The 22,560-nt window shown below is 47.9% G+C and carries 23 protein-coding genes; 12 read left to right on the top strand and 11 right to left on the bottom strand.

Annotated elements, in window-relative coordinates:
- Positions 1-10 precede the first annotated feature (10 nt).
- The 5 genes from cobA to cysI are packed head-to-tail and all read left to right on the top strand — an operon-like array spanning position 11 to position 5,942.
- Positions 11-775: a uroporphyrinogen-III C-methyltransferase gene (cobA, locus tag C6Y45_RS09230; protein WP_107584940.1), complete on the top strand. Its 765-nt coding sequence runs from the start codon at positions 11-13 to the stop codon at positions 773-775.
- Between the two features lie 13 nt (positions 776-788).
- Positions 789-1,553 (top strand): sirohydrochlorin chelatase, encoded by a 765-nt coding sequence (locus tag C6Y45_RS09225; protein WP_107584939.1) that lies wholly within the window; start codon positions 789-791, stop codon positions 1,551-1,553.
- 21 nt (positions 1,554-1,574) lie between these two features.
- Positions 1,575-2,363: a uroporphyrinogen-III synthase gene (locus tag C6Y45_RS09220; RefSeq protein ID WP_107584938.1), complete on the top strand. Its 789-nt coding sequence runs from the start codon at positions 1,575-1,577 to the stop codon at positions 2,361-2,363.
- Between the two features lie 15 nt (positions 2,364-2,378).
- On the top strand, positions 2,379-4,208 hold the full coding sequence (locus C6Y45_RS09215; RefSeq protein WP_107584937.1) for an assimilatory sulfite reductase (NADPH) flavoprotein subunit: 1,830 nt from the start codon (positions 2,379-2,381) through the stop codon (positions 4,206-4,208).
- A 27-nt stretch (positions 4,209-4,235) separates the two neighbouring features.
- Positions 4,236-5,942 carry an assimilatory sulfite reductase (NADPH) hemoprotein subunit gene (gene cysI / locus C6Y45_RS09210; protein ID WP_107584936.1) on the top strand — a complete coding sequence of 569 codons (1,707 nt, stop codon included), beginning with the start codon at positions 4,236-4,238 and terminating at the stop codon, positions 5,940-5,942.
- Positions 5,943-5,985: 43 nt separating this feature from the next.
- Here the strand turns inward: cysI and C6Y45_RS09205 are convergent, their stop codons facing one another.
- Both C6Y45_RS09205 and mgtE read right to left on the bottom strand, forming a co-directional pair.
- Complete coding sequence (locus C6Y45_RS09205) at positions 5,986-6,597, bottom strand: NAD(P)-binding protein (RefSeq protein WP_107584935.1); 612 nt, start codon at positions 6,595-6,597, stop codon at positions 5,986-5,988.
- A gap of 164 nt (positions 6,598-6,761) precedes the next feature.
- Positions 6,762-8,111, bottom strand: a complete 1,350-nt coding sequence (gene mgtE / locus C6Y45_RS09200) for a magnesium transporter (protein ID WP_107584934.1) — start codon at positions 8,109-8,111, stop codon at positions 6,762-6,764.
- Positions 8,112-8,374: 263 nt separating this feature from the next.
- Here mgtE and C6Y45_RS09195 point away from each other — a divergent pair, with 263 nt between their 5' ends.
- Entirely contained in the window at positions 8,375-9,079 is a 705-nt protein-coding gene (locus C6Y45_RS09195) for a Na-translocating system protein MpsC family protein (protein WP_107584933.1), read from the top strand.
- Between the two features lie 26 nt (positions 9,080-9,105).
- Here the strand turns inward: C6Y45_RS09195 and C6Y45_RS09190 are convergent, their stop codons facing one another.
- The 3 genes from C6Y45_RS09190 to C6Y45_RS09180 form a co-directional block, all read right to left on the bottom strand.
- Complete coding sequence (locus C6Y45_RS09190) at positions 9,106-9,300, bottom strand: hypothetical protein (RefSeq protein WP_107584932.1); 195 nt, start codon at positions 9,298-9,300, stop codon at positions 9,106-9,108.
- A gap of 265 nt (positions 9,301-9,565) precedes the next feature.
- Positions 9,566-10,354 carry a VanZ family protein gene (locus C6Y45_RS09185; RefSeq protein WP_107584931.1) on the bottom strand — a complete coding sequence of 263 codons (789 nt, stop codon included), beginning with the start codon at positions 10,352-10,354 and terminating at the stop codon, positions 9,566-9,568.
- Positions 10,355-10,402: 48 nt separating this feature from the next.
- Positions 10,403-11,152 carry a GTP pyrophosphokinase gene (locus C6Y45_RS09180; RefSeq protein WP_107584930.1) on the bottom strand — a complete coding sequence of 250 codons (750 nt, stop codon included), beginning with the start codon at positions 11,150-11,152 and terminating at the stop codon, positions 10,403-10,405.
- Between the two features lie 155 nt (positions 11,153-11,307).
- On the opposite strand from C6Y45_RS09180, the gene C6Y45_RS09175 reads away from it, so the two are divergent.
- Positions 11,308-12,717: an esterase/lipase family protein gene (locus tag C6Y45_RS09175; protein WP_107584929.1), complete on the top strand. Its 1,410-nt coding sequence runs from the start codon at positions 11,308-11,310 to the stop codon at positions 12,715-12,717.
- Positions 12,718-12,737: 20 nt separating this feature from the next.
- Here the strand turns inward: C6Y45_RS09175 and C6Y45_RS09170 are convergent, their stop codons facing one another.
- Positions 12,738-13,970: an iron-containing alcohol dehydrogenase gene (locus tag C6Y45_RS09170; RefSeq protein WP_107584928.1), complete on the bottom strand. Its 1,233-nt coding sequence runs from the start codon at positions 13,968-13,970 to the stop codon at positions 12,738-12,740.
- Between the two features lie 173 nt (positions 13,971-14,143).
- Here C6Y45_RS09170 and C6Y45_RS09165 point away from each other — a divergent pair, with 173 nt between their 5' ends.
- Entirely contained in the window at positions 14,144-14,860 is a 717-nt protein-coding gene (locus C6Y45_RS09165) for a YqcI/YcgG family protein (protein WP_107584927.1), read from the top strand.
- A gap of 480 nt (positions 14,861-15,340) precedes the next feature.
- Here the strand turns inward: C6Y45_RS09165 and C6Y45_RS09160 are convergent, their stop codons facing one another.
- Positions 15,341-16,798 carry a phospholipase D family protein gene (locus C6Y45_RS09160; protein ID WP_107584926.1) on the bottom strand — a complete coding sequence of 486 codons (1,458 nt, stop codon included), beginning with the start codon at positions 16,796-16,798 and terminating at the stop codon, positions 15,341-15,343.
- A gap of 470 nt (positions 16,799-17,268) precedes the next feature.
- Between C6Y45_RS09160 and ectA the strand changes: the two genes are divergently transcribed.
- The 3 genes from ectA to C6Y45_RS09145 all read left to right on the top strand — a co-directional run bounded on the left by ectA (position 17,269) and on the right by C6Y45_RS09145 (position 19,578).
- Entirely contained in the window at positions 17,269-17,781 is a 513-nt protein-coding gene (ectA, locus tag C6Y45_RS09155; protein WP_107584925.1) for a diaminobutyrate acetyltransferase, read from the top strand.
- Between the two features lie 82 nt (positions 17,782-17,863).
- Positions 17,864-19,156 carry a diaminobutyrate--2-oxoglutarate transaminase gene (gene ectB, locus C6Y45_RS09150; RefSeq protein ID WP_107584924.1) on the top strand — a complete coding sequence of 431 codons (1,293 nt, stop codon included), beginning with the start codon at positions 17,864-17,866 and terminating at the stop codon, positions 19,154-19,156.
- A 35-nt stretch (positions 19,157-19,191) separates the two neighbouring features.
- Positions 19,192-19,578: an ectoine synthase gene (locus tag C6Y45_RS09145; RefSeq protein ID WP_107584923.1), complete on the top strand. Its 387-nt coding sequence runs from the start codon at positions 19,192-19,194 to the stop codon at positions 19,576-19,578.
- A 366-nt stretch (positions 19,579-19,944) separates the two neighbouring features.
- Here C6Y45_RS09145 and C6Y45_RS09140 read toward each other — a convergent pair whose 3' ends face one another.
- Both C6Y45_RS09140 and C6Y45_RS09135 read right to left on the bottom strand, forming a co-directional pair.
- Positions 19,945-20,205 carry a helix-turn-helix domain-containing protein gene (locus tag C6Y45_RS09140; RefSeq protein ID WP_107584922.1) on the bottom strand — a complete coding sequence of 87 codons (261 nt, stop codon included), beginning with the start codon at positions 20,203-20,205 and terminating at the stop codon, positions 19,945-19,947.
- Positions 20,202-20,813 (bottom strand): sigma-70 family RNA polymerase sigma factor, encoded by a 612-nt coding sequence (locus tag C6Y45_RS09135; protein ID WP_107584921.1) that lies wholly within the window; start codon positions 20,811-20,813, stop codon positions 20,202-20,204. The genes C6Y45_RS09140 and C6Y45_RS09135 overlap by 4 nt, the downstream gene beginning before the upstream one ends.
- Before the next feature lie 194 nt (positions 20,814-21,007).
- Between C6Y45_RS09135 and C6Y45_RS09130 the strand changes: the two genes are divergently transcribed.
- Complete coding sequence (locus C6Y45_RS09130) at positions 21,008-21,166, top strand: YvrJ family protein (RefSeq protein WP_107584920.1); 159 nt, start codon at positions 21,008-21,010, stop codon at positions 21,164-21,166.
- A gap of 324 nt (positions 21,167-21,490) precedes the next feature.
- Here C6Y45_RS09130 and C6Y45_RS09125 read toward each other — a convergent pair whose 3' ends face one another.
- Together C6Y45_RS09125 and C6Y45_RS09120 are read right to left on the bottom strand one after the other, a co-directional pair.
- Positions 21,491-21,730, bottom strand: coding sequence for a hypothetical protein (locus C6Y45_RS09125; protein WP_107584919.1), 240 nt, complete (start codon positions 21,728-21,730; stop codon positions 21,491-21,493).
- Positions 21,731-21,784: 54 nt separating this feature from the next.
- Positions 21,785-22,324 (bottom strand): GNAT family N-acetyltransferase, encoded by a 540-nt coding sequence (locus tag C6Y45_RS09120; protein WP_107584918.1) that lies wholly within the window; start codon positions 22,322-22,324, stop codon positions 21,785-21,787.
- Positions 22,325-22,560 lie beyond the last annotated feature (236 nt).

Below are 22,560 nucleotides of genomic sequence, written 5' to 3'. Positions count from 1 at the left end.
CGGAATCTTAATGAGTAAAGTATATATTGTCGGCGCAGGGCCGGGAGACATTGATCTGATTACAGTAAAAGGATTAAAAGCCATTCAAAAAGCAGACGTTGTTTTATATGACCGGCTGATCAATCAGGATCTGCTGAAGGAGACGAAAGCGGGAGCAGAGCTGATCTACTGCGGAAAAACACCCGGGAGTCACTCCATGAGCCAGGAAAAAATCAATCAGCTTCTCTGCCGTCATGCGCTCCGGGGTAAAACGGTGACGAGGCTGAAAGGAGGAGATCCCTACATTTTCGGCCGGGGAGGCGAAGAAGCCCAGGAGCTTGCTTCGCACAGCATTCCGTACGAAGTTGTACCGGGGATCACTTCAGGAGTCGCCGCCGCAGCCTACGCAGGCATCCCGGTAACCCACCGGGACTTCAGCTCCTCGGTTGCCTTTATTTCCGGTGTGAGCAAAGTCGGTGAAAAGCAGGATGAGTACTGGAAACATGTTGTCAAAAGCATGGATACACTCTGCATTTATATGGGAGTAAGAAAGCTGCCTGAAATAAGCGAAAAACTGATCCGCCACGGACTGAAGGCTGATACGCCGGCTGCTGTTATTGAATGGGGAACAACAGCTAAGCAGCGCACCGTCACCGGGTCACTGGAAAACATTGTGGAAAAAGCCGGAATCGTGGAACAGCCGGCAATGATTGTCGTCGGCGAAGTAGTCAAGCTCCGGGAAGAACTGCAGTGGTTTGAAGAGCTGCAGGAAGCTCCGCCGGAACTCGTCGTTTAAAGGAGGAAAACAAATGCAGGGAGTACTGTACGTCGGTCACGGCAGCCGGGTGGAAAAAGCACGGCGGCAGGCGCAGAATTTTATGGAAACTGTCCAGCGGCAGATCGATGTGCCGCTTCAGGAAATATGCTTTCTGGAACTTGCAGAACCCGATATTTCCGAGGGCATTAAAAAACTTGTTTCCCGGGGAGCATCACGTATTGCCGTAATTCCGGTTCTTCTTCTCAGTGCGGGGCATTACTACAAGGATATTCCCGAGGAAGTGGATAAAGTAAGAGAACGATTCCCGGAAATTACGTTTACGTACGGCCGTCCGCTCGGCGTGCAGGAGCGGGTCATCGACCTCGCGGCGGAAAGGATAAAGGAAACAGGCTTCTCCATGGAGGACGATTCCGAGATACTTCTTGTCGGACGGGGCAGCCGGAACGGGCAGACAAAGCGGGATATGGAAACGATCGCTGCAGGGCTGAAAGAGCGGACAGAGGCTTCCGCCATCAGCGTATGCTACCTGGCAGCATGTCGTCCCGACTTTCACGAAGGACTGGAAGGTGTGGGGAAAAACAGACGGGTATTTGTCGTACCTTACCTCTGGTTTACCGGAATATTAATGCAGGAGATGGAAAAAGAAATCAGTAAAAGAAACGCTTCCGGCGGATCATTTATTCTCTGCCAGTATCTCGGCAGCCACCCCGCAATGGAAGAAGCGCTGCGGGATGCTGTTCAGGAGGCGCTGCAAAAGGAGCCGGCAGCAGGAACACTGGCCGCACAGGCGTTATAACGGAAAGAAAGGGGGGAGACGATGCGCAGTCTGAAAGGAAAAAGTATCGCCGTGGCGGCGGACAGACAGTCCGGGGCGATCAGTACAATGATAGAAAAAAAAGGCGGCGATCCCGTCGTCTATCCGGTACAGGGACGTCAGCTTGTCGATAATATGGTCAGCCGTCAGGACGTGGAAATTTTTCTCGAAGAATCCTTCGAGTGGGCAGTTCTTACGACGGGTATCGGCGCCCGGACACTGGCTGAAGCAGCTGAAAAAGCCGGCCTGCACAAGGCTTTTATTAAAAAGCTGGAAAAAACGAAACTTGCTGTCCGGGGAAGCAAAACGGTTAAATGGCTCGGAGAAAATGATCTGACACCGGAAATACTTTCCGGAGATGGGACGATGGATCAGCTTCTGGAGACGTTTGAGCATAAGAAACGAAATGGAAACATCTTTCTGCAGGCCTACGATCAGGATGATGCTTTACTTCGGGACGTTCTGGAAGAAAACGGATGCCCGGTGTATGTGTCCAAACCGTATTCCCACGAACCTCCGGAATCGCTGACCGTGCGGCGTCTGAAGCAGGAAGTGACGGACAAGACGGTGGATGCCGTTGTATTTACAAGTAAAAAACAGGTAAGAAACGTGTTGAAAGAGGAACCGGAGCAGCTCGTGAAAGCCTTCAACAACGGCGTGCAGGCAGCAGCAGTAGGGAAAGTAACGGCCCGGGAGCTTTTAAACAGCGGTATTACAGAAGTGACAGCTCCTGAATCCCAGAAGATGGGAGCAATGATTGTCGCGCTGGAACATTATTACCGCAATAACTAGAAAGAGGTGGAGAGTGTGCAGTTACAAACAACGAACAGTCCTTTTAACGAAAAGCAGGCCGAACTGCTGAACCAGCTGCTGGAAACATTAAATGACAGCCAGAAAAACTGGCTGAGCGGTTATCTCGCTTTTTCCCAGGAAACCGCATCCGCTTCCGCAGCAGCGACCGTGGAAGCTCCGGCTCCTGCGGAAGCGCAGGCTGAAGTTTCCGGGAAAATTGAAAAAAGGGAAATTACGATATTAATCGGCTCCCATACGGGGAACTGCCAGGCGCTTGGAGAGGAAACCGCTGAAAAACTCCGTCAGAAACAGTTTTCGGTAAAAGCAGTCGACATGGACTCTTTTAAGCCGAAAAACCTGAAAAAAGTGGAAGATCTGCTCGTTATAACGAGCACTCACGGGGAAGGAGACCCTCCGGATAATGCCATCGGTTTTCACGATTTTCTTTTCAGCAGAAAAGCTCCGGCACTGGACGGCCTGAGGTTTTCCGTTCTTGCGCTCGGTGACAGTTCCTACGAAAAATTCTGCCAGACAGGAATCGAGTTTGATCAGCGGCTGGAGGAACTCGGAGGAGAGAGAATCCACCCCCGTTACGACTGCGACGTAGAATTTGAAGAGCCGGCAGCCGCATGGTTCGAGGGGGTTCTCGAAAAACTCGGTGCTGAAGCTTCAGAAGCGAAGCCGGAGGAAAAAACAGTACCAGCAGCAGGCAGTGTGAAATACAGTAAAAAGAATCCTTTCCAGGCAGAAATTATGGAAAATATAAATTTAAACGGCCGTGGCTCCAACAAGGAAACACGACATCTGGAACTCAGTCTGGAAGGTTCCGGCCTCACGTACGAGCCCGGGGACAGCCTCGGTATTATTCCGGAAAACGATCCGGAGCTCGTCGATCAGCTGATTGTGCAGATGGGCTGGGATCCGGAGCATCCGCTGCCTGTCGGAAAAGAAGGAACGATCCTTCCGCTCCGCAGTGCTCTCGTTGAACATGTGGAAATTACCACGCTTACGAAGCCGCTTCTTGAAAAACTTGCTTCTTTGACAGAAGACAAGCAGCTGAAAGACCTGCTTCTCCCGGAAAATAAGGAAAAGCTTACAGAATACATTTATGGACGGGACCTGCTGGATGCTGTGCGGGATTTTGGTCCGTGGGACACGCCGCCGGAAAAATTTATTTCCGTTCTTCGTAAAATCCCCGTCCGCCTGTACTCGATTGCGAGCAGCATGAAGGCGAATCCGGAGGAAGTTCATCTCACTGTCGGAGCCGTGCGTTATGACGCCCATGGTAGAGACAGAAAAGGTGTCTGCTCAGTGCAGTGTGCAGAGCGCTCCGACACCGGGGAGAAGCTTTCCGTGTTTGTACAGCCGAACAAAAACTTCAAGCTTCCGGAAAATCCTGATACTCCGGTTATTATGATCGGTGCCGGCACAGGAGCAGCACCCTACCGTTCTTTTCTCGAAGAGCGGGAAGAAACAGAAGCAGAAGGAAAGTCGTGGCTCTTTTTCGGCGAGCAGCACTTCATGTCCGATTTTCTTTACCAGACAGAATGGCAGCAGTGGCTGAAAGAAGGGGTTCTTACCCGGATGGATGTCGCTTTTTCAAGAGATACCGAAGAAAAGATATACGTTCAGCACCGTCTTCTCGAAAAAAGCAGAGAAGTGTACGAGTGGCTCGAGGAAGGTGCCTACCTTTACATCTGCGGCGATAAAGATCACATGGCGAGAGATGTGCACGATGCGCTCCGGGCGATCGTGGAAAAAGAAAGTGGCAGAAGCCCGGAGGAAGCAGAAGCCTTTCTCACGGATCTGCGTAAACAGAAAAAATATCAACGGGATGTATACTAAGAAAATAGTGTCTGAAGGAGTGAAAATATGTCGGATAAACAAGTAACACAGGACGGGCCGCCGAGTGAAACGGAACTGATCAAAAAAGACAGCCGCCGCCTCCGCGGCAGCCTGACAGAGGATTTCACCAATCCGCTCAGCGCCGGAATCCCGGAAGCCCAGACAAAGCTTCTGAAGTTTCACGGAAGCTATATGCAGGATGATCGGGACGTACGGAATGAAAGAAAGCAGCAGAAGCTGGAGCCGGCGTATCAGTTTATGATCCGTGTCCGGCTTGCCGGAGGAGTTGCCGATCCGCACCAGTGGCTGAAAATGGACGAAATTGCCCACAAATACGGGAACGGGACGCTGAAACTGACGACCCGGCAGACGTTCCAGATGCACGGCATTTTAAAGTGGAACATGAAAAAAACGATTCAGGCGATCGACAGCGCCCTCATGGATACGATTGCTGCGTGCGGAGACGTCAACCGGAACGTCATGAGTACGTCCAATCCTTACCAGTCAGATATTCATAAAGAAGTACATGGACTGTCAAAAAAGCTGAGTGACCACCTCCTGCCGAAGACGAGAGCCTACCACGAAATCTGGCTCGACGAAGAGAAAGTAGCCGGCAGCGGTGAAGAAGAGGAAACAATGTACGGCCCGGTGTACCTGCCGAGAAAGTTTAAAATCGGTGTCGCTGTACCGCCTTCCAACGATGTTGACATTTTTTCCCAGGACCTCGGCTTTATTGCTATTATTGAGAACGGAGAGCTTCAGGGCTTTAACGTAACGGCCGGCGGGGGCATGGGAATGACACACGGGGACGAGAATACGTACCCGCAGCTTGCCCGCGTTATCGGCTTCAGTCCGGCGGACAAAATACATGACGTGGCAGAAAAGATTTTAACCATCCAGAGAGATTACGGCAACCGATCCGAACGAAAATACGCCCGTTTTAAATACACGATCGACCGTTACGGCGTCGACTGGCTGAAGCAGGAGCTCAACACCCGCCTCGGCTGGGAGCTGGGGGAAGAACGGCCCTATCATTTTGATAACAGCGGAGACCGCTACGGCTGGACAGAAGGAGACGGCAAATGGCATCTGACGCTTTACGTGGAACACGGACGGGTCAAGGATACAGAAGATTATCCGCTCATGTCCGGCCTCCGGGAAATTGCTAAAATTCATAAAGGGGAATTCCGCCTTACCGCCAATCAGAATCTCATTATTGCCAACGTAGCCAAATCAAACAAGGCCAAAATCAACCGGCTTGTAAAAATGTACGGACTGACCGACGGTAAAGCCAATTCCGCTCTGCGCAGAAATTCACTTGCCTGCGTAGCCATGCCGACCTGTGCACTGGCGATGGCCGAAGCAGAGCGGTACCTTCCGACCCTGATCGATAAAATCGAAGATCAGCTGGAAGAAGCAGGACTGCGGGATCAGGAAATTCTTATACGAATGACCGGCTGCCCAAACAGCTGTGCACGGCCGGCACTTGGTGAAATTGCCTTTATCGGAAAAGGTCCCGGCAAATACAACATGTATCTCGGAGCGAGCTTTACAGGAGACCGGCTCAATAAGCTGTACCGGGAGAATATTGGAGAACAGGAAATTCTCGACACCCTGAAGCCGCTTTTAAAAGAGTATGCGACCCGGAGACAGCCGGGCGAGCATTTCGGCGATTATGTTGTCCGCACCGGGCACGTCGCAGAAGTAACTTCCGGCCTGAATTTTCACGCGTAAAACGAGAAGCTGCCCATAAAATAATGGGCAGCTTTTTTTCTGATCAGGAAAGCAGTTTTTCCAGTCGGTCGAGGACGGCTCTCTGCTTTTCAGGAGCCAGATACACCGGGGAAGTAACTTCGTCGAGCCATCGGTGTCTGTCTGCATCAGCAAGGTCAGAACGCTTCAGAAGCAGACGGACTTCATGGAGGAAATCCATGTACTGTCCGTAGGGTTCATCGTACGTTTCCTCCAGCTCCTGTTTAATTCTTCGGGCCGCTTTCGGGCTTGCTCCTCCTGTAGAAACAGCAATCGTCAGGCGGCCACGGCGAACGATTGCTGGAAAAGCCGTATTGCCTTTTTCTCCGTCTGATACGTTGTTGATCAGACAGTTTTCAGGAGCGGCTCTGCTTATTTTTTCATTTATTTCTTTATCAGCAGCTGCAATAAGAAAAAAAGCTTTCTCCACATCTCCCGGTGAGGCGTTTTTTTCCCTCCAAGTAAGTTTCTCCTCCCGGGCAAGAGCTTCAATTGCCGGTGTCACTTCCGGACTCACTACAGTAAGTAAAGCACCACTTGTCAGCAGCGGCTGAATCTTTCTTTCGGCGATCGGTCCGCCGCCGACAATTATAACCTGTTTATTACGCAGATCAATCATTAATGGAAAAGACGGCATAAAATACTTCCTTTCATCCCGGATCTTCCGGAAAGAAAATTTAATCAGGAAGCAGGCGCACGACGTGATATGTCGCGTTCCTGCGTTCCCGTTCTCCTGCAGGCACGCTTTGAGAGTTGATATATCAAGGGTGAACCGCAGAAAATGAGCGGCGGCAACCGCTGTTATATCGTAAGCTGACTCAGCAGGGCCGTTGCAATACCAAAATAAATGAGCAGGGAAAGGATGTCATTAATTGTTGTAATAAGCGGACCGGAAGCAATCGCCGGGTCGATGTTAAGCTTGTAAAGCACCAGTGGAATAATTGTCCCGGCAAGTGTTCCGATGATCAGTGTCATTAAAAGAGATGCTCCAACTACAAAGCCGAGAATAGCACTTCCCTGCCAGAACAAAGCGATCAAAAAGATAAGGATTCCGCACGTAATACCAATCAGGATTCCTACCCGCAGCTCCCGGAAAATCAGGTGCAGTGTCTGCCTGAATGTCAGATCTTCCGTTACGAGTCCCCGGACAACAACCGCGAGAGACTGTGTTCCGGTATTACCGGTCATGCCGGCAATCATCGGCATAAAAAACGCAAGAGCGACGACCGCTCCTAATGTATCTTCAAAGCCGCTGATAATCCCGCCGGAAATAAGGCCGACGAAAAGCAGTCCGATCAGCCACGGGAGTCTCCGGTAGGCGGCGACAACCGGCTTCGTATTAAAATCAATCGACTTACCGGAAGCGGAAAGCCGTTCGATATCCTCGTTTGCTTCCTGAATAAGAACATCCAGCACGTCATCAACAGTAATGATTCCAACGAGACGTTCCTCTTCATCCACGACGGGAAGAGACACAAAGTCATAGCGGTTGATCAGCATCGCCGCATCTTCCTGGTCCATCGAAACATCTGCTTTAACGACACGGCTGTACATCACGTCTTCCACCAGTTCATCAACTTCTGCGAGCAGAAGATCCCGGTAGGAAATCACGCCGACGAGTTTCTTATCGTCGTCGATGACGTAGAGATAGTTTAAATATTCGGCAAGCTCTACGAAGTGCTTCAGCTTCTCAATGGCTTCCCCGATGGTGTAATGCTTGTTGATCCAGACATACCGGTTGTTCATAATACGGCCGGCTGTTTCCGGAGGGTAATTCATGAGGTTCTGAACCATTTCCGACTCTTCCTGTTTCATGTCCGCCAGAAGTTCTTTAATTTTTTCCGGTTCCAGATCAGAAAGAAAGGAAGCGAGTTCATCATTCTCCATTAGATCAAGCACTTTTGTAGAACGTCTTCCTCCGAGTGATTCAATAACTTCCAGCTGTTCTTCCTGCTCCAGCTCTTCCATTAAATCTGTCAGCTGTTCAATCGACAAGTAGGAAAGATACTTATGTTTATGTTTCGGCGGCACTGTTAAGTACTGCTGGGCCATATCATACGGATGAAGTTCGTCCATTATTTCCTGGAAAGCCTTTTTTCGGCCTTCTTTCAGCGATTTAATGATCGCCAGGGTGATTTCGTTTTCAGTCATGCTGCTCCCTCCCATCCAAGGGTGAATCTCCTTCGTATTCTATACCCATTATAAAAGCAGATACTGCAGAAAAACTATAAAAAGAATGAAAAAGACGGCTCCACTTAAAAAAAGTTTTGTTTCACGTGAAACAAAAAGGCAGGAAGCCAAGGCTTTGTTTTCAGTGCTTAATCCTATATAATTAAGGTAGATACATGCATAATATAAAGAAATGCATGGCCTCCGGAATATTAGGATGGTAAACGGTAAAGGAGCATACAGGCATGGCAAAAGAAAAAACAACGGAAGCGGAAATCAGCGGCTATATCTCTTCAATGCTTAGAGACCATTTTGGAAAAGGCCCAGCTTCTGTTTACGTGACTCTCCAGCCCCCTTTTCTGGTAATTTATTTTCGGGGCTTCACCGCGCCGATGGAGCAGATTCTACTTAAGCAGAAAGAATCGAAACGGATTTTGGAAACCCGTGAAATCATGATGTCTGATCTGAAAGAAGAAATGAAAGAGGAATTTCGGAAAATTGGAGGCCTGAACGTTCAGGAACTTTATGCGGACTGGAACCTTGGAGCAGAAACGGGAGTCATTGTCGGTATTATGGAAAATGGAGAATCAGAAGAAAACTTCTCATGGCCGGCGGAGTTGAATAAGAAAACTTTTATGGAGCTTGTAGTAAAAGCAAGCGAAGAAGCTCAGAAAGTACCGGATAAAACCGAAGCTTACTGGCTGAATGAACGGACCATTTTTGTCCGGCGTTCGGGGATTCTCGTACGAATTGAAAAAGCTTTGATCGAAAATGGAATGTCCAAGGAATTAAAAACGGCAAAGCGGCCGCTGGAGCGGAAAATCATTCAGGAAGTTGGAATGGAAAAAGCAGTGCATCGAAAAATCGTTGATTATTTTGTCGACTGGAACTTTCAAAAAGATGAAGGATATATTGTTTTGGTTCTTGAAGGCCCGGCAAAAGAAAGATAAGCTCACCCGGCTCCGGGTGAGCTTATTTAGTCACTGACGAGAGCGAATTTCTGGCAGTGGGGACATCTTTCGTATTCGGAACTGTTTGTGAGCTTTTCAATGTATTCCGTGTTGTTAGTAAATTCCCTTTCGGAAACAGGAGTTGTATTGAAGCCGCATTCATCTCCTGCCGATAAAATCTTGTGTATGAGTTTTGTTTTATGATCTACGAAATACCGCACGTTTCATTCCTCCCTTAATTTATGCACGGGAAACAAAAAAGCCGAAAAGATGCACCTCGGATGGGGTGTCTTTTCGGCTTTGTCTACAGCACTATTGTCTGTCGCAATTGACCAATATTTAGTCTTATTGATTTTTGAGTTGGTGAAACCGGAATTAGTAATACTGACTGCACGAAAATGCTAATGTTTTTCGTGTATTTATTATAGTAGCATAAACATCAAAATAAGTCAAACTGCTTCCAGCCTTTCCCACGGCCTGGGGAAGTCAAGACTGGCTGCTGAAAAAGTATCTTTTGGCCCATGCAAGGAGCGTGCCGAGAAGACCTCCGGCCGTATCAAGAAGGACATCTTCTACAAGGCCGGATCTGGAGTCAATAAACGTCTGTCTATATTCATCCAGAGCGGCATAACCGGCGACAAACAGCATCGTCAGGAAGAAAGACAACAGAACGTTCCGGCTTAATTTAAAAAGAGCCAGGTAAATAAAAAAGCCGAGGAGTCCAAAAAGTACAAAGTGCGCTCCTTTGCGGAGAAAAAATTCCATCAGCCCGTCTGTTCCCTGGGTCTGCTGGTTGATATGTGTGCCCGCATAGGTGAAATCAATCCCGGCGAGAAGCAGTCGGACCGGTTCAAATGAAGCTGTGTCCCGAAGTACTTCCAGAACGGTGTCCCCCCGGAGAGCGTATAAAAGAGAACCGGTAAAAGCCAGCACCAGCGTTACTGCAAGCAGCCCCTGGAGTACCTTTTTCCACAAAGCACCGGTCGTTTGAAAAAAATAGAAAAAGACCGCGGCCCCTGCGGCGGAAAGAAAAAGAAAAGCGCCCAGGGAAAGTACTGGCCTGGCCGCCGCCGCAGCAATCAGAAGGTCCGCTCCACCATCTATCTGTTCCCGGACAGAAGAAAGGGTGCTGCGGAGGTCGTCCTCTCCAGCCACCCGATCCAGCACAGGAGAAATGTCCTGTTGTTCCGAAGTCTGAGAAGAAGCCGTATAAATGACGGTCATGACGATGAATATCGGAACGAGATTAATCAGGAAAAATTTAATAAATTTCATTGTCCAGCCTCCAGTACAGGATACAGAAAGGAAACCTCTCTCTCAGCTTCAGTCTTCTTCGGGAGACTCTCCGGCTTTAAGAAATCCCTCTGGAAGGGAGAAACGGCTGTGTGCGAGCATCAGCTCCAGCGGATGTTCTTCTTCTCTTTCCGTCTTTTTGATTTCCTTCATTTCAAGATGAAGCTTTTCCATCTTCCGGTCAAGAGCGGAGGCGGAATCTGCCGCTTCTTTTAGTTCGCTTCGAAGCCGGTCAGGTACGGCCTGGTTGTATTTGTAATAAATTTTATGTTCGAGGCTTGCCCAGAAATCCATGGCTATTGTACGGATCTGCACCTCCACAATAATTTTTTTGGACGTACTGGACATATGTACGGGTACTTCAAGAAGAAGGTGGAGGCTCTGGTAGCCGTTTGATTTGGGCTGTTTAAAATAATCTTTCACTTCTACAATACGTACATCCTCCTGGCGTTCAAGCATTCCTTTCAGTGCGTAAATATCGCTTTGAAAAGAACATATTATCCGCACCCCGGCAATATCTGTAATATTTTTTTCGATAGCGGGAAGGGTGAGCGGCAGATTGCGTTTCAGCACTTTCTGAAAAATACTTTCGGGCGACTTCAGACGGGAATTTACGTGTTCAATCGGGTTATATTCGTGGGTATAGTGGAATTCCTGGCTTAAATTTTCGATTTTAGTCGTAATCTGATCAAGGGCAAATTCATAGGCCATCATAAAGCGGGTCAGTTCCATTTTCATTTTCTGCAGCTGCTGCAGGCTGTAAGGGGAATTTGTATTCATGCTTTATCCGCTCCTTAATGTATTAATTTAGCAGAAAGGGGTGTAAGGCACCTTCCTCTCATTATATAATTTTTTGAAAGAGCAAAGGAAAGAAATCTTTAAAAGATTGTGAAGAAGTTCTGCTGGATGTCTTCTACAGGAAAAGGAGGAAGCTTATGCATACAGGGAATGTAAGGTGGGGGAAAAGTCCGGTATCCGTCGATTTGGATAAACCAGTACTCGTCTTTGTGCCGGGCCTCATGAACGATTCTTCCATATGGTACGAAGGTAACGATATGTGTGAAAGAGCGCAGACCGCCGGGTATGAAACAGTGTTTGTTGAACTCCATGATTCCTGTGGAAATTCAAAAAGCTATTGGGAGAACGGGCGGCTGCTGGCTTCCCACCTGGAAAAAATTCATCTGCTTACTCCTGGAAAAGAACTGGTGCTTATCTGCTACAGCAAAGGCGGGGTGGACGCCCAGACAGCACTGGTGCATGAGGGAAAACATGAATTAGTATCGGACGTAGTGACGATCGGTTCTCCTCATTACGGAAGTGAACTCGCAGATCTTGCCGCCAGCCCTCCGTTTATCTGGCTCGCGGAGTGGGCGGGGAGGAACAATGAGGGAGTAAAGAGCCTTCAGACCGGAGCGATGAGTTATTTTCGGGAAATTACCGATAATCGTAAAGAAGTTTCCAAAAACCGCTACTATACTATGGCAGGAAACTGGAATGGACCGATTTTCAGCAGCTACTGGTTCGGAGGCGGATTTATAGGCGGGGAAAACGACGGTGTAGTATCCACTTCAGGAGCATCTCTCCCCGGGGCGGAGATGCTCGCAGTTGGAAGATGGAATCATGGTCAGGTACATCTTGGGCAAAATGCATTTCCTCTTATAGAACCGGTATTGAAAGGTGAAACTCCTTCTCCTGTACGTGAGTCTGCGGAGGAGGAGGCACCATCCCTCCACATTCTCGTCCGTGGTGGTATGGAACAACAGCCAATGGAAACGTTTCACGTGGAAAAAGAAGCGGAGAAAATAGTAATCAACTGGATGAGCCCCCGGCAGCTTGAAACACTGACAGTAACCTCCCCGGGGAAGGAGCCGGCATTGTATGACGTGGAAGCTGTTAAAGATGATACAGGATTTTTCGATGGAATTTATCATCATCTGCTGCAGTGGAAAAATCCAGCGCCGGGTGAATGGACGGTTTCTTCCGATGGTTTTCCAAATCTCCCTTATGGGTTCACCGTAAGCTTTGACTCGCCGCTTAATAAAAAACTGTATGTTCAGCGTACGGAAAAAGAAGGGGTTTTTACTGTGCATACTGACGGGGAAATTCCTGAATTTCCTGACAAAATGTTTATGGAACTTCTGTTTTATCCTGCCGGAACCCCGGGGAGAGAAGAAGTATTACGGTACAGCCAAGAGCTTTTTGGTCGGGAAATGACCCTCCCCGTTTACGAAGAGGGAACGTACAATTTATCCGTGGAGATCGAAGGAAAAACAAAAAGCGGCGGACGTTATCAGCGGACGGTCAGCCAGTCCGCTTATCGTACAGCAGATGGAGCGATTCGGTAAACAAGGCCGTATATAGAAGATTAATTTCTTTTTTCAGTTGTAGAGGAGTCCACCGGCGGACTGATTTTCTGATAAATCTGCCGCATGTCCGCCTTGGTGAAAATTTTCGGAACTGGGTAAAGCGGATTGGCTTCCCGAAGAGCACGCTCGATCATGACGGGAATATCCTCCTCTTGTATTCCTTCAATATAAGCCGGGATATGAAGAGATGCGTTCATATCCCGCACTGCCTGAATGAAAGAACGTGCCTTTTCGGCGGTAGTCTGATCGGGCGAACTGCAGCCTGTCAGATCAGCCAGCTGGGCAAGCGGCCGGTATACGCTGCTTCCATACTGCTCGAGGACGTGGGGAAGAATAACGGCATTCGCAAGGCCATGAGGCACACCATAAATACCACCGAGCGCATGGGCAGCAGCGTGGACGTTGCCGACAAAAGCTCTCGTGAATGCTTTGCCGGCTTCGTGAGCGGCGGTCTGCATATTTTCCCGTTTATCTGTATCACTTCCATTCTCCCAGACCCCGGGGAGGTTCTCAAAAATGAGTTTTACCGCCCGGCGTGCCTGAATGCGGGTTGACGCAGTATTGCTTTTTCCGATATAGGCCTCCACCGCGTGGGTGAGGGCATCCATTCCCGTAGCCGCCGTAATATGTGCAGGAAGGCTGATCGTCAGAAGAGGATCCAGGACAGCGTAGCGTGGAATAAGCGACGGATCGATCATAGTGAACTTTTTATGTGTAACGCTTTCCGTCACAACAGCTGCCAACGTTGCTTCACTGCCGGTTCCTGAGGTCGTCGGTACCGTTATAACGGGTGGGAGCGTGCGCCATATGCGGAAAAGTCCCCGGAGATCGTAAAGATCTTTTTCAGGTCGGGCAATACGGGCAGCTGTCCCTTTTGCGCAGTCCATCGGGGAACCTCCGCCGAATGCGAGAAGAACATCACATTTTTCCCGGGCATACAATTTGTAAGCTTCTTCGATGTTTTCAATTGTTGGATCTGCTGATGTATCTTCGTACAGAGCATAGGGGACACCTGCTTCTTCCAACAGCGGAAGCAGCTGGTCGAGCAGGCCGGCACGGCGGATGCCTTCATCAGTAATAACGAGTACTCTGTTCCACTTTTTCTCCTTAATTAATGCCGGGATCGTCCGGAGGCTTCCCGGGCCCTGAAAAATTTCCGGTTCCCGCCAGGGGAGAAAAGGAGAGGCTGCATGCAAAATTTTTTGAATGAAACGGCAGTAAAGTCGGTACATAAAAGTTGTCTCCTTTTTTTGGAATGCTGATTAAGTCTTTTAAGTATACACTAAACTGCTTTCATCGGTCCGCAGATGTAAAAGCTCCCTTCATAATGGAAGCAGGGGTCGTTTAGTTTCCAGTATAAAGGGAATATGGACCTTTAGATAACTCAGGAAAGAAGGGACTTTTAATGAAGAAACTGCTCACGCAGAATTATATAGCGGAATCGGAGCGGCTGCCGGAATGGTTCCAGCGCGAATATGAGACGTTTCGAAACATTGTTACGAGAAAGGATTTCCCCTGCTACTTCGGCCAGAAAGGGGAAAAAAAAGGGGAGCTTCGTTACGGCTGCGTTTCCCGGGATGACTGGTCGCCGCTTCCCCATATTGTCGGCGATTTTTTGAAACTGTTTGACGAACCATCTCCAGCTCGCCACGGGCTGTTTGTTTTTATTGAACCGGAAAAAGAGGGAAAAACGATCGAATATTACCGGAGTTATTTCTGGGACCTTCTGCAGTATCTTCACGAAAACGATTCTATGAACTGGCCCGGAGATCAGCCGAAAGATCCGGAACATTATTTATGGGACTTTCATTTCCATCAGGAGCCCATTTTCGTATTCGGAAATGCTCCTGCTTACAAGCAGCGGAAAACCCGCGATCTTGGAAACAGTCTGATTCTCGGTTTTCAGCCGAGAAGAATCTTTAAAGGGCTCGAAGGTACACAGCCCGGCGGTATGATGTCCCGTGAAAAAGTGCGTGAGCGGGTGGAAGTATGGGACCAGCTGCCGAAGCATCCGGATATCAGCCACTACGGAGATCCGGAACACAACGAATGGAAACAGTTTTTTATTGGTGACGATGCCGAGCCGATTAAAGGAAAATGCCCGTTTCACGTGAAACAATGACCCGCGTCCAATAGTTAATGAAGAAACCGGAACAGCTTTTATGCCGTTCCGGTTTTAAGGCTGGTTATAAAGTGTCTTTTATACAGGCGTATATGTTTCCTTACTTTCGCCTCCGCAGAACGCTTTCCGGGCGGGCCGGCTTCAGCTGATTTCTTCCTCCCAAACGGATCTTCCGCGCGTCCTTCATCGGTCCGGAGTCACCTGCTGCAGCTCCAGCAGGAAAATAAAAAGAAGTTTTCTCTTCTAAAAAAAGTGCTGATTCCGCCCTTTCTTTCATGTAGGAGTGTCCAGGATAAGGGGGCACTACAGATGGAGCGAAGTCGGAAGATCCTTTTCAAAGTCGGAGAGGGCAAACAGCTGAAGACGAGCCCCACAGTAAGGCTGAGCGCAGGAAAAATCTATACGCTCAGAAGAATCATTATTCTGAAATCAAGACTTAATCAGCACTCCGCCAGGGCTCATTTTTTCCGGCATCCGCCGTTAATAAGTAGTAAAACGAAATGCTTTCTGGAGTACATACAGTCCGTACATCATCGGAGAAAGTTCTCCGGTGTACTCCTCATAGTCTGCCGTATAGACGGCACCTTCGTTATCCCAGAGCTTATGAAAATAATTGTCGACGTCCTGTATAAATGCAGTTTCTGGAGGCGCTGTAATGCTTATGTTGTTTTCCAGGTTATAATCATTCAGGTTTCTCGTCGTGAAATTGGTAGAGCCGGCAATCACATTGGCTGTGTTTCCACGATCTACATACATAATTTTTGTATGATACTGCTCCTCCTGAGTGTCGTACCAGCGGATACTGATATTATCATTTCCCCGAAAAAGCAGCTCTGCGGCTGCCGGGATATTCGGAAGCCCCATTTTTTCCTGACCGAAAGCATTCTGATTCGGGTCTAAAATTAACCGGACTTCTGCTCCGCGGGCTGCCGCTTTTACGAGTGCTTCCATAATGTCCCGATCGGATAAATAAAACATCCCGATCCAGACCGTGTCTTCCTCCTCTGCACGTTTAAGCACTTCGAGGGCAGCTGCTTCGATTTTTCGTTCAGTAACGATCTGTGCCTGAAGCGGTCTCTCTTCGATATCTTCTACTTCTATCCACTCGTCCAGCTCCTCCTCTTCGGGGAAATAACTCAAGTCTCCGCCGGAAAAAGCAGCGACTGCTTTTTCGGACTCCACCATGTCGTATAAAATCTCCCCGCGTACTCTGACAGCAGTGTTGGAATGAAAGCCGCTTGCATCGTGAGGGTTAGCGGAAGTAATAATGCCCTCATTTTCGGTAATCACCGCTTTACGGTGATTGGCTTTGATGTTGGCCATCTTTAAGTAGGACCGCAGAGTGACGTCTGGTGCTGTTGGTCCGAATCCGTTCGGCAGCCAGCCGGTTCCTTCCTGTCCGAACCATTGAAAAGCAATGCGCCAGAAACCGGTATAAATCGGATTCGGGTCCCGCAGCCTTTCGAGATCGACATAAACAACTTCCGCTCCTTTTTCAACGAGCGGATCAAGGTGACGGGCCGGATGGGAGGAGTAGGTCGTATTGATTTCGTCGGTAATAAAAGCAACTTTCAGTTCCGGGTGCTTTTCCATCTGCACAGCTATTTTTTCAGAAAGCCGGCGGCTCAGTTCCGGAAAATCTTTTTCTTCATCAGAAAATTCATTGACCATGAACATGTCGACAATTAAAAAATGTTCGGCTTCTTCCACTGCAGAGAATATTTCTTCGAAAATTTCATGGTCGAGCTGCTCTTCTCCAGTAGTATTCGTATTATATGTAAGATCCCGGAGAAATTCGATTTCCTCCTCGGCCATCATTCTTATCTCCCCGGCGTAGGACGTGCCCTCCGGCATCGGCTTCAACTGATGCCAGGCGATTACACCGAGGTATACAGCGAGAAAAAGTATCCCCGCGGTCATCCATGCTTTTCTTTTCATAAAGCAGCTCCTTACCTATTTTTCTTTATTATATCTTACCCGGTGCAGGGAAGGTTTCTGACATTATATTTTCTTTCAAAGCGCTCTATGCCGAGGGTAATTGGCTTTTTATTTCCAGTGTGTTTTCTGTGAGGAAACACCTAATGCCGTTGGGAGCGCATTTTTATATTCTGGAAAACTGCGGGTCCACGACTGAAAAACACGAATTAATTTCCAATTTTTAGTATAAAATAGGTCTGACTTCAAGCTATCCGCTGTAATTGCTAATATTCGGCAGTTATTTGTAAAGCGAGTGGTCTGACCGGTATTAAGCTATAGTCATACAATTATTTGGTTATTAAAGCCCATTTAGTACGTTTGCGAATTGTTTGAAAGCCGCCTATCATTAAAAGTGTTGAAAAACGGTAGATTATCTGCCGGAAGAAATATTTCTTCCCGCAGCCAAATAAAAGTAAAGGTGGTTTTTTGTTATGAGTAACAGCGCTACAGCGACTCCTGTTATTGAGACTTTCACATTGGAGCAGCCGTCCAAAGAAGACGGTCAGGGGATGTGGAATCTGGCAAAGAAGACATCTTTAGATCTTAACTCTGCTTACAAGTACATCATGATGGCAGAATACTTCTCGGAAACTTGTGTCGTCGCCAAAGAGCGCAGCGAGGTTGTTGGCTTTATCACAGGGTTTATCCAGCCGGAACATCCGGACGTTGTTTTTGTCTGGCAGGTAGGGGTCGACGATTCCCAGCGTGGAAAAGGCGTCGGCTACAAAATGCTGGAAGAATTGGTGACCCGTGAAGCAGCCAGTGACGTAAAATACCTGGAGGCAACAATTACGAAAGACAATTCTGCGTCCCAGGCGCTGTTTAAGAAACTGGCAAAGCAATATGATACTTCTTTTGAAGTGAAAGAAACGTTTCCGGCGGATGTTTTCCCGGAAGAGGGCGAAGCAGAATACACGTACCGCATCGGCCCGCTGAAAAAATAAAATGTTCAACTGACCAAAGAGTATAGTAAACCGCTCGCTTGAGACAATGGTTTCTAACTATTAATTAGGAGGACCTTGATCCATGAATAACAAACTACAGCTTATTGAAGAACTTGAATCCAGTGTACGAAGCTATGTACGAAGCTTTCCGGCCGTATTTACGAAAGCACGCGGCTATAAAATCTGGGACGAAGACGGCAATGAATATATCGATTTCTTCGCCGGAGCCGGAGCTCTTAACTACGGACACAACGAGCCGGGAATGAAGAAAAAGCTCGTGGATTATATTTTAGATGACGGCATTACGCACTCTTTGGACAAAGCAACAGACGCAAAAGTAGAATTTCTTGATAAACTGAATGAAATTATCCTGAAGCCGCGCGGAATGGACTACAGAGTTATGTTCCCGGGACCAACAGGAACGAATACAGTGGAAAGCGCGCTGAAAATTGCACGTAAAATGACCGGGCGCACAGACATTGTGAGCTTTACGAACGGTTTTCACGGCATGACGATCGGTTCTCTTGCCGTAACAGGAAACTCCATGAAGCGTAAAGGCGCCGGTATTCCACTGAGCCATACGGTAACGATGCCTTACGACAACTTTGTGGAAAGCGACAACGATCCACTGGAGTACTTCGAGCGTTTTCTTGAAGACAACGGAAGCGGTGTAGCCGTACCTGCTGCTGTTATTTTTGAAACAGTACAGGGTGAAGGCGGTATTAACGCAGCAAGCATGGAATGGATGCAGCGTCTGGAAAAAATCTGCCGTGAGTGGGGTATTCTTCTTATCGTGGACGATGTTCAGGCTGGTGTAGGCCGTACTGGTACGTTCTTCTCGTTTGAACCTGCAGGCATCAAGCCGGACATTATCTGCCTGTCCAAATCCATCGGCGGATACGGGCTGCCGCTTGCAATCACGCTCATTAAGCCGGAGCTTGATAAATGGAAGCCGGGTGAGCACAACGGAACATTCCGCGGTAATAACATGGCATTTGTTACAGCGGCAGAATCTTTCACTTACTGGGAAGATCCACAGTTTGAAAAGAGCATTCAGCGTAAAGCAGATAAAGTAACGAAGTTCCTCAGCGACATGATCGAGAAGTATCCGGAAATGAAGGGAAGCCTGAAAGGGCGAGGCCTTATGCAGGGAATTTCTTCTGATGTCGAAGGCTTCAGCGAGAAAGTAGCAGAACATGCCTTTGAACATCGTCTGATCATGGAAACAGCCGGAGGACACGACCAGGTTTTCAAGCTTTTCCCACCGATTAATATCGATGAGGAAGGACTTCAGGCCGGACTGGATATTATCGAAAAGAGTATTCAGGAAGCTGTTGAGTCTATGAATCTAAAAGAAGAAACAGTAACTAACTAAAAAATATTCGAAAAAGATCACAGGAGGCATTCATCATGAAAGTAGTACGTCTTGAAGATGTTATTAATTCCGAGCAGCACGTGAAATCCGACAACTGGGAAAGCCGTCGTCTTCTTCTTAAAAAAGACAACATGGGCTATTCCGTGCACGACACAGTTATTAAAGCAGGTACAGAAACACACATCTGGTACCAGAATCATCTGGAAGCTGTATACTGCATCGAAGGAGAAGGGGAAGTAGAAACAGTGGCAGACGGCAAAGTATGGCCGATCAAAGCTAACGAAATCTATGCCCTTGATAAGCACGACGAGCACTATCTCCGTGCGCATACAGACATGCGTATGGTGTGCGTATTCGATCCGCCGATTACCGGCCAGGAAACGCACAACGAAGACGGTGTGTATGAGCTTGTAGAAGATTAATAGGTTAAAAAAGCGTCCCGGAATTTTCCGGGGCGCTTTTCGCTTTTTTATTTAGCTCTGTTAAAGCTCCGGGTTGTTTTTGAAAGTTGCCTGCGGCCGTCCTTTTGTCCAGGAGGATCTGCGCGCTTCCGCAGGCGTCTCTGCCCAGACACCGGTTTTACAGAAGAAAGAACAGGGTTCACGAAAAGCAGAACTTATCTTTTTCTACGAAAAAACGAAGCGGAAACCGGCCCGTGGAAAAAGGAGATTGGAGGATAGGGCGCAGCCTGCCCGAAAATCTCCTCCACGGCAGGCCGGTTGGAAGCGAAGTGTTTCTCCAGCTGTCAATGAACATAGCATTCTTTAAAAAATGGACTCCCTCCTTGTTTATTTTCCCGCCTGGCGGGCAGCTTTCGGCGGAGCTGTCTCCTGAACAAAGTGCCAGAAACCAGGGACCGAACGGGTATCGAATTCCTGAATGGCTGTGAGTGTTTTTATGATCAGCTCCTGCTTTAAATCTTCACGGTTTTGATAGGTCGTCTGACGCAGGGATTTGTTAATTTTCGGTTCAAGCTTTTCCAGAATTTTTTCCCGGCTTGCTTCATGACCTTCCTGCGCCTGTTCAATTAATCGTCTCCATTCTTTCATTTTTCTCCGCCGCCTCCTTTTTGTTTTAATTCTTCCTTCAACTGTTTAAGAGCTGTCTGATGAATTTTTGATGCTCCCTGCTGGGTAATATGAAGTATCCGTCCTGTTTCGGTCAGGCTGAGCCCTTCGCTGTAGCGGTAGTGAAGTACCTGCTGCTGTCTTGGTGTGAGCTTTTTCCAGCATTCCAGAAGAGCGGGATCCCCGATTTTTTCAGTGAGAGGCAGACTGGGGTTTTCCAGCCAGCCAAGATCTTCTCCAGCCTCCGTATCTTCCGGATAACTTCTTCCTTCTTCCTCTCCGGCAGTGAGCAGGAACCGTTCGGCTTCCCGGCGGAGCTGTTTATCAAACTGCACCGCTTTCCAGTGCAGTGTCTGTGATAAATAGTGAACAATTTTCACACCGGTATAATAATCCCGGAACGCATTGTCCAGCGCTCTCCAGGCTGCTGTATCGGGCTGGATAAGGTAGTTTGTTAAAAGCTTCTGATGATCACTTTGTTTAAAAAAAGAACGGATCAGAGGATTCTGAAACAGCAGCTGATGCTGCTGCTGAAACCTGTTGAAAGCTTCTTTTTCCTGTGGGGAAAGGTGCTTGTTGTCGATTGGCATATTCGGTATCCTCCCTTCCGTGCTGTTACCAGATAAAGGAGGAAGAAGAAGCTGGCTCACAACCGGAACAGGAACGTATGTTCTTATATTAAGACAGAACGGTTGATTCGGCAAGCATAAATTTCAGACAGTTGTGAATTTCGTCTGTTTTTTCTCTTTGAAAAGAAACGACGGAACAAAGGAGGGAAGGCCGGATGATTCCATACGAATGGACGACACTACTGGAGAACGTAGGGTTCCCGGGAGCGGTTACCCTGTATCTGCTTGTCCGTTACGAAAAGAAGATGGACCGTCTGAGCTCACAGATTCATGCCTGGAGAAATGAAAAAAAGAAAAAAGAAAAGAAAAAATAGCGGCTCGTAATTTTTGGATGTGTTAAAGTTTCGGGTTGTTTTTAAAAGTCGCCTGGGTATCGGTTTTATGGAATAAAAAACAGGGCTCATGAAAAGCAAAAATATTTCTTTTTCCATGAAGAAGAAGTGAAGCAGAAACCGGCCCGCCCGGAAAGCTTCTCCATGGAAACGAAAGCGGACATTTATTTTCAAGGCAGCCTGGTTTTAAAAACAGCCGAAATGATTCCGCAGGGGGCTGTTCTATAACTTTCTCCCGGGGAAGAACCGTCTGTTTGCACGTACAAAAAAAGAATGACCCTCAGCCGGGCCATTCTGTGCGGTACCTTATACTTTTTCTACAACGTACGCTCTTTTTTCACGGAAGTATTTTTCGCCGTCTTCAGACGAGTGTTCAAAAAAACCTTTATAAGAACCGGCAACCCGGTATTCCCGTTCCGGATCAGTAAACAGCTGCTCTTCGTTTGATGACAGAACAACGACATCTGTTGTGGAAACGAAGCTGTCGAGTTCTTTTGCAAGATAATTCTTTCCTATTTCAAGTTCGTTTAAACGGTGCTGTGCCATACGTATCTACTCCTTTAAAACATTTTACGTGTCTTTTCCCACAGGCTCTCCAGTTTAAACACGAGGGGGAGAAAAACCGTTCCTTTCTTTCAGGCGTGCCATTAGAAGTAGATCTTCATAGCGGCCGCGGAATTTCACATGACGGAGGAGCCGTCCTTCTTCGATAAAACCGAATTTCCGGTACAAAGACCGTGCCGACTCGTTGCCGGCCAGTACTTCCAGCGTGATTTTTTCCAGTCCTTCGGCGGTATCCGCCCAGGCAAGAAAAGATTTCATCAGCTGCTGACCGGCACCCCGGCCCCGCCATTCCGGAAAAAGACTCATGCTGAAACTTCCGTGATGACGGTATTTTTCTTCCGGAGACCGGAAAAAGGAAAGCTGACCGGCGATTGTTTCTCCTGCTTCCGCAGTGAGCATACAGCTTTCACCGGAAAAACTTTGGGCTGTGGCAATTCTTTTTTTAATTGTATCTGCTGTAGTGGAAAATTCTTGCGGAGAAGCGAGGCCAAAGCCTTCTTCTGCTGTAAGGCGGGCAAGCTGCAGCAGAGCACCGGCGTCCTTCTCCACTGAGGGGCGGATTGTAATAACGGCCATCAGATAACCTCCGTTTTTCTTTTACTGTACAAAAAGATCTTCGGAGGAACAACCCGCTTTTCTTTCACGGGAAGGAGGATGTTGATATAATACGGGTAGAGGTATTAATAGACCTGCGGTAGTATGTCAATGAAAAAATAAGATGATATTTGTTTATCAAAGGACATATTCAAGAAAAAAGCCCGTAGGAAAGAACCCTAGCATTTTTGGTAAAAACTAGGAGTTCGAAAGGTTTT

It is taken from the genome of Alkalicoccus saliphilus (assembly GCF_003044065.1).
Taxonomy (GTDB): domain Bacteria; phylum Bacillota; class Bacilli; order Bacillales; family Salisediminibacteriaceae; genus Alkalicoccus; species Alkalicoccus saliphilus.
Note: the sequence above shows the minus strand (reverse complement) of the source record. Positions and strands in the feature narration are given on the sequence as shown.

Bases quoted from the DNA above. Each gene is read 5' to 3' on its own strand.
- C6Y45_RS09195 (WP_107584933.1), top strand. From the start codon at position 8,375: ATGGCAAAAGAAAAAACAACGGAAGCGGAAATCAGCGGCTATATCTCT.
- C6Y45_RS09125 (WP_107584919.1), bottom strand. From the start codon at position 21,730: ATGGCACAGCACCGTTTAAACGAACTTGAAATAGGAAAGAATTATCTT.
- C6Y45_RS09170 (WP_107584928.1), bottom strand. From the start codon at position 13,970: ATGTACCGACTTTACTGCCGTTTCATTCAAAAAATTTTGCATGCAGCC.
- mgtE (WP_107584934.1), bottom strand. From the start codon at position 8,111: ATGACTGAAAACGAAATCACCCTGGCGATCATTAAATCGCTGAAAGAA.
- C6Y45_RS09165 (WP_107584927.1), top strand. From the start codon at position 14,144: ATGAAGAAACTGCTCACGCAGAATTATATAGCGGAATCGGAGCGGCTG.
- C6Y45_RS09140 (WP_107584922.1), bottom strand. From the start codon at position 20,205: ATGAAAGAATGGAGACGATTAATTGAACAGGCGCAGGAAGGTCATGAA.
- cysI (WP_107584936.1), top strand. From the start codon at position 4,236: ATGTCGGATAAACAAGTAACACAGGACGGGCCGCCGAGTGAAACGGAA.
- ectB (WP_107584924.1), top strand. From the start codon at position 17,864: ATGAATAACAAACTACAGCTTATTGAAGAACTTGAATCCAGTGTACGA.
- ectA (WP_107584925.1), top strand. From the start codon at position 17,269: ATGAGTAACAGCGCTACAGCGACTCCTGTTATTGAGACTTTCACATTG.
- C6Y45_RS09135 (WP_107584921.1), bottom strand. From the start codon at position 20,813: ATGCCAATCGACAACAAGCACCTTTCCCCACAGGAAAAAGAAGCTTTC.
- C6Y45_RS09120 (WP_107584918.1), bottom strand. From the start codon at position 22,324: ATGGCCGTTATTACAATCCGCCCCTCAGTGGAGAAGGACGCCGGTGCT.
- C6Y45_RS09130 (WP_107584920.1), top strand. From the start codon at position 21,008: ATGATTCCATACGAATGGACGACACTACTGGAGAACGTAGGGTTCCCG.
- C6Y45_RS09160 (WP_107584926.1), bottom strand. From the start codon at position 16,798: ATGAAAAGAAAAGCATGGATGACCGCGGGGATACTTTTTCTCGCTGTA.
- C6Y45_RS09220 (WP_107584938.1), top strand. From the start codon at position 1,575: ATGCGCAGTCTGAAAGGAAAAAGTATCGCCGTGGCGGCGGACAGACAG.
- C6Y45_RS09225 (WP_107584939.1), top strand. From the start codon at position 789: ATGCAGGGAGTACTGTACGTCGGTCACGGCAGCCGGGTGGAAAAAGCA.
- C6Y45_RS09205 (WP_107584935.1), bottom strand. From the start codon at position 6,597: ATGCCGTCTTTTCCATTAATGATTGATCTGCGTAATAAACAGGTTATA.
- C6Y45_RS09180 (WP_107584930.1), bottom strand. From the start codon at position 11,152: ATGAATACAAATTCCCCTTACAGCCTGCAGCAGCTGCAGAAAATGAAA.
- C6Y45_RS09145 (WP_107584923.1), top strand. From the start codon at position 19,192: ATGAAAGTAGTACGTCTTGAAGATGTTATTAATTCCGAGCAGCACGTG.
- C6Y45_RS09185 (WP_107584931.1), bottom strand. From the start codon at position 10,354: ATGAAATTTATTAAATTTTTCCTGATTAATCTCGTTCCGATATTCATC.
- C6Y45_RS09175 (WP_107584929.1), top strand. From the start codon at position 11,308: ATGCATACAGGGAATGTAAGGTGGGGGAAAAGTCCGGTATCCGTCGAT.
- cobA (WP_107584940.1), top strand. From the start codon at position 11: ATGAGTAAAGTATATATTGTCGGCGCAGGGCCGGGAGACATTGATCTG.